Source organism: Nocardia sp. NPDC050412 (genome assembly GCF_044458825.1).
GTDB lineage: Bacteria > Actinomycetota > Actinomycetes > Mycobacteriales > Mycobacteriaceae > Nocardia.
Genome location: NZ_JBITIJ010000001.1, coordinates 767602 through 781634, shown reverse-complemented (window position 1 = coordinate 781634; position 14033 = coordinate 767602). Strand labels below are relative to the sequence as shown.

Here is a 14033-nt window from a genome sequence, read left to right as displayed (position 1 = left end):
ACCTGTCTGCTGGTCCGGCCGGAACCCCTCATCAATAAGGTTTCATGGGTGAGGGAGAATCAGCACGCGGGTTGCGCAGTCAGGCAACCGCATGCTTACAGTAACCCCAGTCCCATTCTCCCCACCACTGTCCCGAAGCCGAAACGCGATACGCCAGTTGGACAGTCACCACCCACTATCGGCAACAAGCGGGCACGTCAGCAGCGAGCAACCGCTGACCGACAACGCCGAGGACGGCCACGAGTGGACCGCCGAAGAACCGGCCTACCTCGACAAGATCCAAGAACAACTGGCTGCGCCCCTTACGGAACGACAACTCGCCATACTTCGCCGCTGCTGGCACGGAAGCTACACATCAGACCAATGAGCGCCTGTGCCGACTGTGCCCGCTCCGCCACAACGATGATCCTCCATGCCCCTCCGGACCATCACCTCGACACCATTGTCCACCGCAGCTCACCCAACGAGCCTCCCGCTACCCCGCGGCAGCATGATATTGCTCGCGATGCTCGATCCAAGGCCGTTGGCGCTCTTCCTCACTCATCGCCAACAACTCACGCAACTTCCCCCACGCCACCTCATCGACCGGGGTATAGATCTGCATCCACGCATGCGGAAGCGAGGGCAGAGACATGCTCGTCAAGAACATCTCCAACTCCCCCACCGCCAAATTACGGATCTGCTTCGTCCGACTCGCCGGAACCGCCACATCATTACGAGCCCACAACGACGCGAAAGCCTCACTCTCAGCACACAACTCAGAGATGAAACCCTCCCACCCCGGATCACCGAGATTCTTCGCATACGAACCCCGCAGGTAACCGACCATGCGCCGCAAGTCATCCCAATTATGGTGATAGGTGTTGCAACACTCCGGGGTCAGAAACACCCGACGGGCCACATTACGCTCGCCCTTGACGAAACCCGGGCACAGCGCCTCATACGACTTATTGTGCGCCAGCACGTCATAACGCGGGCTGAGCACCACACCTGGCAAAGGTTCCAGATGATCGAGAATCACCTGAAGTTCTTCTGGCAGAGCGGTGCCCGCGTGCGCGGTCGGCACCGTCGGCACATCCGCAAGTCGATAAAGATGCGCCTTCTCCGCCGCATCCAACGACAACGTCCGCGCAACCGAATTCAACACCTGAACACTGACATTGATCTCGCGACCTTGTTCTAGCCAGGTGTACCAAGTGATGCCTATTCCGGCGAGTTGTGCGACTTCCTCGCGGCGCAGGCCAGGGGTTCGGCGGCGGGGGCCGGGTGGCAGGCCGACGTCGTCGGGGGTGATCCGGGCGCGGCGCGACTTCAGGAAGGCGCCCAATTCGGCGCGGCGCGCCTTGCGTATCGCACGAACGTCGACAACATCAGCCATAGAGTGATCATCCCGGATCCCGCTAGCGGTATCCAGGTGCTGCCAGTAATAGTTTCAGTGTGAGCGCATGTCGCGCAGGGCGTCCCGTGCTCGGTCGAATACGGCCAGCGGCGGGCTCGTGACGAGGTTCGCCAAGCCGCTCTCGCCGGCATGCGGATGCGGCCGGGTCGGGGCGAGCCGCTCGGCGGTGCGCACCATTCCCGCCCAGCGTTCGAGCTGGTTCACCGAGAACTGCTTGAGCAGGAAGGGGAATTCCTCGATCTCCTCGTGTGCGGCATGTTCGGTGACCTTATCGGCGAACGCGGCGAGCTTGGCATCGAAATCGGGATGGTCGATGCCCATGTCGTACAGTTCGGCCAGTGCGCGCTTCACCGCGTTTTCCTCGGCCAATCTGGGCCCGATAATGTCGTCGGCGCCGAAGGCCGCGCGCCGCGCCACCGCGTGCACGACCTCCTCCTCGGCGGTTTCGTGTACCGCGAGTAGGCGCACCAGCTCGGTGAACAGTTCCCGCTTATCGTCCTGGCCCGATTTCAGCTTCTCGAGCAGGCGCCGGATCTGCTCGTGCTGGGCAGTCAGCAGATCGATCACGTTCTGATCCAGCTTTCCCATCGTGCACCTCATTTCTGCGGCGGGGTATTACACATCTTCCTCCGAAGGCCGGCCAGCGCGCCACGGGCAAACTCACCACCGAGCCGTTTGCTACCTGCGCCGCTGGGTAGGTCGGCCATATGGATCATGCCGTAGCTCCTTTACTCGATGCCCTTGCTGAATACCGTGAGCTGGGACGATACGGTTTTACCCCGCCCGGCCACCGACAGGGCCGCGGCGCTGACGAGCGCGTGCGGCGCATCCTCGGCGCCGATACCTTCGGTTCGGATGTCCTTGGCAACAGCGGGCTCGACGACCGCAAGGCAAGTGGTGGCTATCTGGCGCGGGCCGAGGAGTTGATGGCCGACGCGGTCGGCGCCGATTACGCGTTCTTCTCGACCTGTGGCAGTTCACTGTCGGTCAAGGCGGCGATGATGGCGGTCGCGGGCGGCTCACCGGGCCTGTTGGTGGCGCGCGACAGCCACAAGTCGATCGTCGCCGGTTTGATCTTCTCGGGTGTGCAACCGCGCTGGGTCACCCCGCGCTGGGATGCCGAGCAGCACCTGTCCCATCCGCCGTCACCCGAGCAGATCCGCGAAACCTGGGAGCGCTATCCGGATGCGGCGGGGGCGTTGATCGTCAGCCCGAGTCCGTACGGGACCTGCGCCGATATCCGGGGTATCGCCGAGGTGTGCCATGAGCGCGGCAAACCGCTCATCGTCGATGAGGCGTGGGGTGCACATCTGCCGTTCCATGAGGAATTGCCAACGTGGGCAATGGATGCCGGTGCGGATGTCTGTGTGGTCAGCGTGCACAAGATGGGCAGTGGATTCGAGCAGGGTTCGGTCTTCCATATGCAGGGCGACCTCGTCGAGCGCGAGCGCCTCTCGGCATGCGCAGATCTGTTGATGACCACCAGCCCGAATGTCATGGTGTATGCGGCGTTGGACGGTTGGCGACGCCAGATGGTCGAGCACGGTCACGAATTGCTCGGCGCCGCACTGAAATTGGCCCGGCAGTTGCGTGCGGATATCGAGGATATTCCGGGATTGCACGTACTGGAAGACGAACTGCTCGGCGCCGAAGCCTCGCACGACCTGGACCGCATGCAGGTCCTCATCGATGTCAGCGAACTCGGATTGTCCGGCTATCAGTGCGCCGACTGGCTGCGCGAGAACGCGCGCATCGACGTCGGACTCAGCGATCATCGCCGCATCATGGCGACACTGTCGATGGCCGATGACGAGTCCACCACCAGGCGGTTGCTCGACGCGCTGCTGTCGCTGAGCGCGGCGGCATCGGAAATCCGAGCGCCGGAACAGATTCGACTCCCCGCTCCGCAAGAACTCGAACTCGACACCACAATGCTTCCACGCGACGCGTTCTTCGGATCGGTCGATACGATCGAGATGAAGTCGGCCGCCGGACGGATTGTCGCCGAGCAGCTCACGCCGTATCCGCCCGGTATTCCGGTCGCGGTGCCCGGTGAGCGGCTGAACGAGGCGGTGATCGACTACCTGGTCACCGGTGTGCACGCCGGAATGGTGGTGCCGGATGCCGCCGACAGTTCGATGCGGACGGTTCGCGTGGTCGCCGAGTGACGCGCGGCATCAATTCGGCTCTGCCCGGCGCAACAGCGTGAGCGTCGCAGGACGGCTGGTGAAGGTGAAGTCGTCGCCGCGGTAGTCGACCTCGCCATCGGCGGCAAGGGCGACCGGGCCGTCCTCGACGCGCACGGTCAGCCGGTCGGCGTGGCGGTTGACGTAGGTCGCGGAACGGTCGAGGGTGCCGGTGAGGGTCGCCCAGATCAGTCGGGTTCGGGAAAATGGCAGGTCCGCGCGCAGATAGCGGATATCGAGGGTGCCGTGGCGCAATGCGGGGCGCGACATCGGGATCTGGTGAGCGGGGTGGTAGTGGCCGTTGCCGACGAACAGCATCCAGATGGCTGTGCGGGTGCCGTCGATGGTCGTCGGCAGCGGCTGGGCCCGCAGCAGTACCCGCAGCATGGCGATTCCCGCGGCGGGCCATTTGCCGAGCCGCGGCTCCCAGTGTTCACGGAAGCGGACGAAGTCGGGATAGCCGCCGAGACTGGCGGTATTGACGAAGGTTCGTGGCTCGAGTCCGTCGGATCGCACTTCGGCGGTATCGGTTCGGACCGCGTCGCCCGATTCCAACGCCGCCACCGTGTCCTCGAGGCATTCCACCCCGGTATCGCGGGCGAAATGGTTGAGGGTGCCACCGGCGAATACCGCCAGTGGCAGCCGATGCTGGACCGCTGCGGCGGCGACGGCCGAAACCGTTCCGTCGCCACCGAATACGCCGAGTGCGGCGATATTGTCGCGGCCGACTCGTTTGTCGAGCTGGGTGGTGAGATCATCGGTGACCGTCAAAACCTCCGCGGCGGGCAGGCTTTCGTGTAGTAACCGCAGTTGTTCGGAGCCGGCGCCAACACCCGCACCCGGATTGATCACCAGCAGAAGCCCGAATCCGTTGCGCATCGGGGTGATTCGTTCATGCGCGCCCAGTTCGGCGGGTTCATCGTCGCGCTGCGCCCACCAGCGCCGGGTGCCGAGTGCGATCGCAGCGCCCAATGCCCCGCCTGCGATCACATCGGAGGGCCAATGGACACCGATGTGCACGCGCGAATAGCCGACGGCCACTGCTATCGGCGCGATAATGACCGCGGCAGTGGGAGATTCGAGGGCAACGCCGGTTGCGAAGGCCGCCGCGGAGGCGGAGTGACCGGAGGGGAACGAGGAGGACACCGGCGGTTTCACCAGCCGTCGCACGAAGGGCACCGATTCATCCGGTGGTCGGCGGCGCGGAAACAGCGGCTTCGCGATGCCGTTCGCCACCGAGCTGGCCAGCGCGATCGAGACCAGCCCGCGCACGGCCGCCCGTCGCGGTGCTCGACCACTCATCGACATCAGCGCCGCCACCGCCAGCCACAACCGACTGTGGTCGGCGCTCATACTCAGCGTCCGCAGGAACCGATCGGCGGCGGTCGGGCGTACCCGCGCACTGCGCGCCACGAGCCACGCGTCCACGTGGCTCGCGGCCTTCGGTGACTGCCTACGCATCTCCACAGGCTATCCGTCCACACGCGGTCCGCTTCGGCACCCGGGCGATGCGATCCAGAGCTGACCCGTTGACCTGCGATAACACCGCTCAGCCTTGACACCCGGAGCAAAGTAGAGGAATCATCTGATTCCATTGGAATCGACCGATTCCCATGAGCTCGGGCGCGTACTCGTCCGGAGGAGTGCAAGATGGATCAGCCGACGACACCACCCGACCACGTGCCGATCGTTGTGATCGGGGCCGGGTTCGCCGGTATCGGGTTGGCGGTGAAGCTGCGTGAGGCCGGGTTCCGCGACTTCGTCATCCTCGAACGCGGCTCCGATCTCGGCGGTACCTGGAGCGCCAACACCTACCCGGGCTGTGCGTGCGACGTGCCTTCGATGCTGTATTCGTATTCCTTCGCCCCGAACCCGAATTGGTCCCGCCGCTACGGCACCCAGCCGGAGATCCTCGACTATTTGCGCGGCGTCGCAATCGAATACGCTGTGCCACAACACGTTCGATACGACACAGAAGTACTCGACGCGATTTGGGACGAAGGTGCTGGAAGGTGGCGCATCCGCACCGGACAGGGGACATTGACCGCCGATGTGCTGGTCTCGGCGATCGGACCGTTCAGCGAGGCACAGATCCCCAGTCTGCCCGGTATGCCGAATTTCACCGGCACCCAATTCCATTCCCTGCACTGGGATCACGACCACGATCTGACCGGTGAGCGGGTCGCGGTCATCGGCACCGGCGCGTCCGCGGTGCAGTTCATTCCGGAGATCCAGCCCATCGTGGATCGACTGACGGTGTTCCAGCGTTCGGCGCCGTGGATCGTGCCGCGCATGGATTGGGCGACCAGCACCGTCGAGCGCCTGCTCTTGCGCCGGATGCCCATGCTGGGCAAGACGATCCGCGCCGCGTACTTCACCGGCATCGAGGGGTTCGGCCTGGTCGGGTTCGTGGACAAACGGTTCCGTCATCCGTTCGAAGCACTGGGTCGATTGCAGCTGCGTCGGCAGGTTCCCGATCCGCGACTGCGCCGCAAGCTCACGCCCGACTACATGATCGGCTGCAAACGCGCGATCTTCTCCGACGCCTACTACCCCGCGCTGTCCAAGCCCAATGTCGAGGTGGAGACCGCCGGAATCGCCGAGATCCGGCCGCGATCGATCGTCACCGTGGACGGCACCGAACACCAGGTCGACACGATCATCTGGGGCACCGGATTCGGTGTGCCACCACGGATATTCGAGGCCATCCACGACACCGCGGGGCGCACACTCGCACAGCTGTATCGCGAACGTCCACGCAGCTATCTCGGTACCAGCGTCACCGGATTTCCGAACTTCTTCACCACCCTCGGGCCGTTCGGCGCGGCCGGGAACCAGTCGGCGATCTTCATGATCGAGGCCCAGATCCGCTATATCGTGGACGCGGTAAAGAATATGCGCGACAACGGACTTCGCCGCATCGAGGTCCGACCGCAGGTGCAGCGGGACTTCGTCGAGGAGATGGAGCAGCGCAGCCGCGATACGGTGTGGGTCACCGGCGGCTGCCGTAGCTACTACCAGACCGCCGACGGCCATCACAATGCCGGGTTGTATCCGAACTGGAGTTTCGAATATGCCAGGCGCACCAAGCGATTCGATTCCGACGACTACCTGATCGAGGCATCATGAACCTGCTGCGGCTGTTGCCGACCAATGACACCTTCGACATTGCCGACAAGGTCGTGGTGATCACCGGCGCCGGACGCGGCATCGGTGCCGAACTGGCGCAGATCCTGCACCGCCGCCGCGCGCGGGTCGTCATGCTCGACCTGGACGAGGCCAAGGTCGGCATTGTCGCATCGCGATTGGGGTCACGGGCGATCCCGCTGCGCGCCGATGTCGCCGACCGCGACAGTATGATCGCCGCCATGACCACGGTCCGTGATCGTTTCGGCCGCATCGATCTCGTGATCGCCAATGCCGGTATAACCCCGACGCCCGCCACACTGCGCACGATGGATCCCGCCGATTTCGACCGCGTCATCGGCGTCAATCTGACCGGCGTGTTCAACACCGTCCGACCCGCCCTCGACGATATCGTCGCCACCCGCGGCCACGTCGTGGTGGTCTCCTCCTGTGCGGCATTCGCGCCCGGTATGGGCGGGTCCGCGTACATGATCAGCAAGGCCGGTGTGGAACAGTTGGGTCGCGCGCTGCGGGTCGAACTCGCCGCCTCCGGCGCCACCGCCGGGGTCGCCTATTTCGGCATCGTCGACACCGCCATGACCCACCACACGCTCGACGACGACGAATTCGGCCGCGCGGCCGATGCCATGCTGCCCTGGCCGCTCAACCAGCGCATCAGCGCCGCTCAGGCCGCTTTGGCCGTCGCCGACGGCATTGCCCACCGAGCCCCGCGCACCATCGCACCCCGCGTCTGGGAGCCCTATTCCCTGCTGCGTGGTGCGATCAACGTGCTGATGGACCAGTACCTCAGCACCGACGAACAGTTGCGGATCCTGCTCCGCAAGCTGGAACAACGCGAGTCCAGCGACGCATGACATGATCCAACCCGTGAGTTCGTCAGCATCTACCTGGCGCGGCAGCACCATGGCCAGCCGCGCCGCCGAGCGCCGCGAACAACTCGTGCGCGCGGGTTACGCGCTGCTCGGCGGCGAGGGCGCGGGGGCGACCACCATGCGGGCGGTGTGTCGTGAGGCGGGCCTGAGCCTGCGCTATTTCTACGAGAACTTCGCTGATCGCGAAGCCCTGCTGATCGAGATCTACGACCAGACCGCACATGGGCTCGTCGATGCCGTCACAACCCGGCTGGTCGACGCGCCTTTCGACGAAACTGCCCGCGCCCGAGCGGCTTTCGACGCGGCGGCACAGTATTTCGCGGACGATCCACGCCGCGGACGGATCATGTTCCGCGAAACCCTCGCCGATGACACGCTGCGCGCCCACGGCGCCGACGCACTCCCCGCCTTCGTCACGCTCGTCGCCACCCAACTCGCACCGGAGCAGGCCGCGCGTCTGACCTCCGCCCCGGGCCGGATTCCGCTGCCGGTCAGCGCGATATCCGGCGCGCTCGTCGCGCTGTTCCTCGATTGGCTCGACGGCGACGTCGAGGCCAATCGCGACGAGGTCGTCGACTACGCCACCCGGCTCACCATCACCATTCTCGGGCTTACCTGATTACAGCAGTCCACGCAATCGCAGATCGCTGACGTACTTGTCGATGAGCCGGGGCGTCAGATGCGGAATATCGTGGTCGGCACCGACTTTCGCGGCTTGCACGGCAGCGGTGAAACCTTTTGCCGGGATGGCGGCACCATGGACCGGCCGACCGGGTCGGCTATAGGCGTGCAGCAGCGGTAGCAGCGAGGCCTGCCGCTGTTTCTCGGGAAGACCGCGCAGCGCGGTTTCGAATCGGCTCAACCATTCCTGATAGTCATCGATCCGCCGGATCGGGTGGCCGGATTCGATGAGCCATTCCACGAATTCGTCGAGCGAGATGCCGTCGTCGTGTGGATTGAGGACGTCGAAGGTGTGGAAATCGGTGCGCGCCCGGGCGCCGATGGTGGCGATCGCTTCGGCGGTGAAGTCGACGGGCAGGCCGTCGTAGTGGGCGCGTTGGCGCTTGCCGTCGGCATCGGTTTCGTAGAAGGAGTACGGGGCGATGCCGGTGGCCACCAGGCTCAGCAGCAGTCGGGTGAACATGTCCGGAACGTTGAGCTGGCCGTCGAATCGGCTGTGCGCCAGGATCATATCGGAGCGGAAGACCGCGACCGGAAGTCCGCACAGATCGTGCGCTTCGCGCAGCAGGACCTCCCCCGCCCATTTGCTGTTGCCGTAGCCGTTGGCGTAGCTGTCGTCGATGGCACGCGTGGGGCTGATTTCGCGGATATCGCCGTCCTCCACGAAGGACAACGGCTGTACCTGGGCGGCGACGGCCACGGTGGACAGATAGGTGACGGGCTTGATCCGCGAGGTGATGGCCAGGCGGATGAGTTCGGCGGTGCCGACGACATTGGGACCGAACAGCTGGTCGTAGGGCAGAACATGGTTGACCAGCGCGGCCGGGTGCACGATCAGGTCGACGGTGTCGGCCAGCCGATGCCACGTCGCGTCATCCAGGCCGAGATTCGGCTCGCCGATATCACCGGGCAGCACTTCGAGGCGGCGGCCGGCCAGCTCGCGGTAGTGCCGCAGCAGCTCCGGATCACCGCTGTCGAAGGCCTCGTCGAGCCGTTTCCGCGCTGCCGCAGCGTCTTTGCCGCGAATGATGCAGATGAGTGCGCCGTCCGTCTTGTCCAGTCGCTCCAGCCATTCCAGGCACAGGAAGCGGCCGAGATAGCCGTTGGCACCTGTCAGCAACACCGTCTGCGTCTCGGTCGTATGTGGGAGATTCGTTCCTGCGGACAGTGTTTGCGCATCGATGAACTTGTCCAGCGTCAGTTCATCGGCACGCGCGAGGCCGCCGTGCGGGTGAACCGCGGCAAAGGTGGGACGGATCGAGCCGGACCTCTGCGCCGATTCGACATACTCCGCCAACTCGCGCAAACCGTTGGCCGGGCTGACGATAACGCCCACCGGCACCTCGACGGCGAAGATATCGCGGAGCAGATTCGAAAACGACAGCGCGGACAGGGAATCGCCACCCAAATCGGTGAATTGCGCATCCGGGTGCAGATCGGTTGTCGCACAACCGAGCAATGCCCGCGCGGCTCGGCTCACGGTTTCCAGAACCGGCAGGTCGGCGGCTTCGCGGCGCAGTACGTGCAGTTCGTTCGCCTGACCTTCGGCCAGTTCGGCATAGAGCTGCCGCAGCCGCTCGCCGTAGCGCTCGATCAGTTTGGGACGCAATAATTTACCGATACCGGAGAGCAGACCGTTTTCGGTGGTGAAGGGTTCGGTTTCGATGAGGAAATCGCGCGGGATCTCATACGATTCGAGATCTGCCGCCTTTGCGATGCGCTGCAGTGAATCACTCAGTGCCGCTTTGGGATCAGCGCTGCGCAGCGTCTCCTCGGTCGGGACGATCACCGCGAGCAGGTAGGCGCGTTCACTGCTGCCGTAGACGAAGATCTGCTCGAGCAGCGGGCTGCTGGCATATACGGATTCCAGGTGTGCGACCGCGACGAATTCGCCCTGGGAAAGCTTCAGTACATTATTGCGACGGTCGAGGTAGACGAGTTCATCGGGTCCGAGTTCGGCCACGATGTCACCGGTCCGGTAGAAACCGTCCGCATCGAAGATCTCCGCGGTGACCTCGGGACGCTTGTAGTAACCGGGAATCATGGTGGTGGTCTTCAGCAGCAGCTCACCGCGCGGATGCGGCTGGTCGGTACCGAAATATCCCAGCTCCGGCACATCCACCAGCTTGTAGTCGAGCACCGGTGGGCGGTGGATCACATTGTCGACCATGATGGCGCCGCCCGCCTCGGTCGAACCGTAGCCATCGTGCAGATCCATATCGATGACCGATTCCATGAATGTCTTCATCTCGGCGGCCAGCGGCGCACTGCCGACGATGGGCGATAGGAATCGGCCGCCCAGGAAGTCCTCGCGCAGTTCGGTTTTCACCGCACGGTCCAGTTCAGCGCGGTCGATGCCCGGTTCGGCGCGACGTTCCATTTCGCTCTGATAGCGCTGGAAAACCATATCGCACACGCGTGGCACAAAGAACATCTCGGTCGGCCGGACGAGGCCGATATCCTCGAAAAGCGTCGATATATCGCTCTTGGCCGTGAAATACGCGGTGCCGCCGCGAGCCAGCACGCCGTAGAGCGACATGCGTCCGGCCATATGGCTCATCGGCATATAGTTCAGGCCGATCCCGGCGACCTCCGGCTGGGCCAACCACATCGCGGTTACCAACCGGCTGGTGTACATTGCGCCCTTGGGGGTTCCGGTACTGCCGGAGGTGTAGATCAGCAGTTCCAAAGCGTCGTCGTCGGGTACGAACAGGGGCGCGGGCGGCAGGGTACGGCCGCGTTCGAGTACCGACTCCAGCGATTCCACCACTATCGGAGTGTTCGCCAGGCGATCGCAGGCGGATTCGAATGCGCCGCGCTGATTATCGTCCTCGGGGTGGTAATCGAAGACCACAAGGCGTTCCGGCGTCGGGCCCGCCAGCACGCATTCCACTGCGGTAGTGAGGGTTTCGACGGCCGCGGCGAGGATACGTGGTTCGGTCTCGGCAATGATCGCCGACAATTGCCTCGGCGCCGCACCGGCCTGCAACGGCACGGCAATCGCGCCGAGATACAGACAGGCCAGATCGAGCGTGGTGTAGTCGCTGCTGGTGAAGCCTAGCGTGGCAATGAAGTCGCCTGCTTCGATGGGGTTGTCGGGATTGTGATGCCAGGCTGCGGCGATCGCACCGACGCGCGCCCACAACTCGCCGTAAGTGATGGTGCCGAATTCGGGCAGCGGTCGCAGCGTGCATCGCCCGGACTCGTCCGTGGTGAGTTCGAGGACCCGGTGCCCGAGCGCGGGGCGATCGGCGTAGGCCGCCATGACCGTCGCCACGATCTGTGATGGCCGCATTCCGGGTTCTCGGATCGCGGCGAAAGTGTCCGGCATCGGTCGCGCGTTGCGAATGTCCGGATAGGTGGCATACAGGTCGGCGATGCGATTCATGACCTGTTCCATCCGCGTATCAATAATCATGGCCAGCCTCCTTCGGTCGCATGCCGACCGTCGGTTGTTCTGTTCAGATTGAAGACGCCTGTATCCAGTAACACGTTAGCCTGGCTAAATATTCCAGGGCGGTCCATATTCGGCAACGGGCCTGGCCATATCATTGCGCCGCGCGGCGCTTTGCGATGCTGAAACCATGACGATCCCGCTTCCCGATCTTGTCGAGACGCTGCTCGGTGGTCCACTCTCCATTGTTACCGCAGGCGATCCGGTGCTGCGAACGCCCGCCGCACGCTACGCCGGCCAGCTGACGCAGACCCAATTGGATCGCTTGGTGCGGGCTATGCGGGAGACGATGCATGCCGCCCCTGGTGTCGGACTGGCCGCCCCGCAGGTCGGGATACCGCTGCGGCTGGCCGTGCTGGAGGATCCGGCCGAAGTGACCGACGATGTGCGCGCGGTCCGCGGACGGGTCCCGCTACCGTTCCGAGTTCTGGTCAACCCGACCTACGAACCCATCGGCGACGCCCGCGCCGCATTCTTCGAGGGGTGCCTGAGCGTTCCGGGCTGGCAGGCCGTCGTCGCGCGCCACGCCCACGTGCGCCTGCGCGGACAGGACGAGCGCGGCCGCGAACTGGACGAGGAAGTCTCCGGCTGGCCCGCCCGTATCGTCCAACACGAAACCGACCACCTCGACGGCACCCTCTACATCGATCGCGCCATCACCCGCTCCCTTACCTCCACCCAAACCCTCACCGACCGCTGGTCCCAGCCGACCCCCGCCGCCGCAGCCGACGCCCTGGGCTTCGACCTCCCCTGAACTCGGCTCGTCGACGGGGTCATCCCTCGTAGCGCGGCGGGAGTCGCATGAGCTGCACGGGCCGCTCGCCGAGCGAGCGCTGGCGCAGCGGCGGCTGCCCGGCCGAGCTGGAGCGAGCCGTGCCTGCTGATCCAGACCGCCGACGGACCGCACGAGCCGATACCGTGACGTCCAGTCCCGCCACACGAAAACTATTGCGCTGGTAAATCTCCGGGCCGATGAAACGGCGCAGGCCGGTCTCGGTCGTTCGGCTCATCGGGGACCACACGATCGATCTCGGCTGTCACTGGAACCGCCCGCCAGTGCCTCAGACCGCTGCCAATTGCCGACTCGGGTGATGATCACAGCCGCGCAGGCCCCGGCAACCACCATCAACAGCGCCACGACAGCGGCCCGCACCGGCGATAGAAAGTCGGAATCGACTGGCCAGAAAAGCACGGTCCATGTGGCCAGCCACGCCGACCACCACACGCCGACCAACAACCCGCCCGGACGCCCGCGGAGGTCCGGCGCATCCTTCGGTGTCCGCGGATCACTGGCGCGCAGGACGTCGGTCAGGATCGTCGCGGGAAACCACAGGTTGACCACGGGGCAGAACCAGCCGCCGACCACCCACCCGATCGGTAGCCGATGGCGCGCCGCACACAGCGCATCGGCGTTGCTCCTGGCCTGCCGCAGCCACACCAGGAACACGATCCCCGTGCCGAGCAAAGCCACGAACATGATGATCACGGCCGGACCGACGATCATGGACCAGTCATGAAACTCAGTGCGGGCCTGGATATTCGGGTACTCCCCGTGATATCTGTCGAGTGCACGATGGCCCATCGCCTCGGTGTTCACGAAGACGAGCAGTGCAGCTGTGGTGCAGCCGATCAAACCGATCGACCAACGCCCGAGCGCGTCGATCGGCCGGACAGCTCGCAGCGGGCCGCGCACTGCACCGGGGGTGGCCGACGGAGACACCCGGCTCTGATTCTGCTCGAGTGCGGTCTGGAGGCTCGCCGAGTTCCGTGAGTCGTCGCAATCGAGCCACCGCGTCGTGGCGGTGGCGACGGTCAATCCGATCGTGATGACCGGGAAGATGACCCCGACCGTCACCAGCACCGGACTGCCGATCGAGATCAGATCGTCGTTACTCGCGGCGACCGCCTTAACGATCGCGAATTCGATTATCCCGTAAGCAATGTCGGCCACGCATGCGGCGACGACGAACGCACGGCCCAGCCGACTCCTGCGGAGCAGCTGAATGCCGCCGAGGAGCAGCAGCGCGCCGATCACCAGGAAGATCGGGGCTGAGATCAGCATGGTCGTCCGCATCGGGCGATCCGCCTCGCGAAGCAGCTCACTGCCGGTGTCGAGGAACATGTACAGGCCGACCGCAAGCACTGCGCTCAGCAGCCGATGAGCCGCGCCGAGCAAGGCGAGCACACCCGCCGCGATCGCGGTCCCGCCATTTGGTCGGTCTCCGTGATGGAGATTCGGGCTGCTATCGGGTTGCGGCTGAAATATCATCTTTCGTCCGTCCCAAGAGGCGGGG

The 14033-nt window shown here is 64.7% G+C and carries 11 protein-coding genes; 5 read left to right on the top strand and 6 right to left on the bottom strand.

Annotated features, from left to right (window positions below):
• Positions 1-475: 475 nt before the first annotated feature.
• Positions 476-1378: a helix-turn-helix transcriptional regulator gene (locus tag ACIBI6_RS03620; protein ID WP_396955181.1), complete on the bottom strand. Its 903-nt coding sequence runs from the start codon at positions 1376-1378 to the stop codon at positions 476-478.
• Positions 1379-1432: 54 nt separating this feature from the next.
• Positions 1433-1987: a hemerythrin domain-containing protein gene (locus ACIBI6_RS03615; RefSeq protein WP_364340684.1), complete on the bottom strand. Its 555-nt coding sequence runs from the start codon at positions 1985-1987 to the stop codon at positions 1433-1435.
• A 119-nt stretch (positions 1988-2106) separates the two neighbouring features.
• On the opposite strand from ACIBI6_RS03615, the gene ACIBI6_RS03610 reads away from it, so the two are divergent.
• On the top strand, positions 2107-3567 hold the full coding sequence (locus ACIBI6_RS03610; RefSeq protein ID WP_364340682.1) for an ornithine decarboxylase: 1461 nt from the start codon (positions 2107-2109) through the stop codon (positions 3565-3567).
• A 9-nt stretch (positions 3568-3576) separates the two neighbouring features.
• Here the strand turns inward: ACIBI6_RS03610 and ACIBI6_RS03605 are convergent, their stop codons facing one another.
• Positions 3577-5046, bottom strand: coding sequence for a bifunctional phosphatase PAP2/diacylglycerol kinase family protein (locus ACIBI6_RS03605; RefSeq protein WP_396955180.1), 1470 nt, complete (start codon positions 5044-5046; stop codon positions 3577-3579).
• A 189-nt stretch (positions 5047-5235) separates the two neighbouring features.
• Between ACIBI6_RS03605 and ACIBI6_RS03600 the strand changes: the two genes are divergently transcribed.
• From ACIBI6_RS03600 to ACIBI6_RS03590, 3 genes are read left to right on the top strand one after another with little or no spacing between them, the layout of a single operon-like run.
• Positions 5236-6714, top strand: coding sequence for a flavin-containing monooxygenase (locus ACIBI6_RS03600; protein ID WP_396955179.1), 1479 nt, complete (start codon positions 5236-5238; stop codon positions 6712-6714).
• Complete coding sequence (locus ACIBI6_RS03595; protein WP_396955178.1) at positions 6711-7586, top strand: SDR family oxidoreductase; 876 nt, start codon at positions 6711-6713, stop codon at positions 7584-7586. The genes ACIBI6_RS03600 and ACIBI6_RS03595 overlap by 4 nt, the downstream gene beginning before the upstream one ends.
• A 13-nt stretch (positions 7587-7599) precedes the next feature.
• On the top strand, positions 7600-8223 hold the full coding sequence (locus tag ACIBI6_RS03590) for a TetR/AcrR family transcriptional regulator (RefSeq protein ID WP_396955177.1): 624 nt from the start codon (positions 7600-7602) through the stop codon (positions 8221-8223).
• On the opposite strand, the gene car is transcribed toward ACIBI6_RS03590, so the two are convergent.
• Positions 8224-11703: a carboxylic acid reductase gene (car, locus tag ACIBI6_RS03585; protein ID WP_396955176.1), complete on the bottom strand. Its 3480-nt coding sequence runs from the start codon at positions 11701-11703 to the stop codon at positions 8224-8226.
• A 166-nt stretch (positions 11704-11869) separates the two neighbouring features.
• Between car and def the strand changes: the two genes are divergently transcribed.
• A complete protein-coding gene (gene def / locus ACIBI6_RS03580) occupies positions 11870-12493 on the top strand; it encodes a peptide deformylase (protein WP_364340670.1) in 624 nt (207 codons plus the stop codon).
• A 19-nt stretch (positions 12494-12512) separates the two neighbouring features.
• On the opposite strand, the gene ACIBI6_RS03575 is transcribed toward def, so the two are convergent.
• Both ACIBI6_RS03575 and ACIBI6_RS03570 read right to left on the bottom strand, forming a co-directional pair.
• A complete protein-coding gene (locus tag ACIBI6_RS03575; protein WP_396955174.1) occupies positions 12513-12749 on the bottom strand; it encodes a hypothetical protein in 237 nt (78 codons plus the stop codon).
• Positions 12746-14008: a DUF4328 domain-containing protein gene (locus tag ACIBI6_RS03570; RefSeq protein ID WP_396955173.1), complete on the bottom strand. Its 1263-nt coding sequence runs from the start codon at positions 14006-14008 to the stop codon at positions 12746-12748. Before ACIBI6_RS03570 ends, ACIBI6_RS03575 begins: the two co-directional genes overlap by 4 nt.
• Positions 14009-14033: the final 25 nt, after the last annotated feature.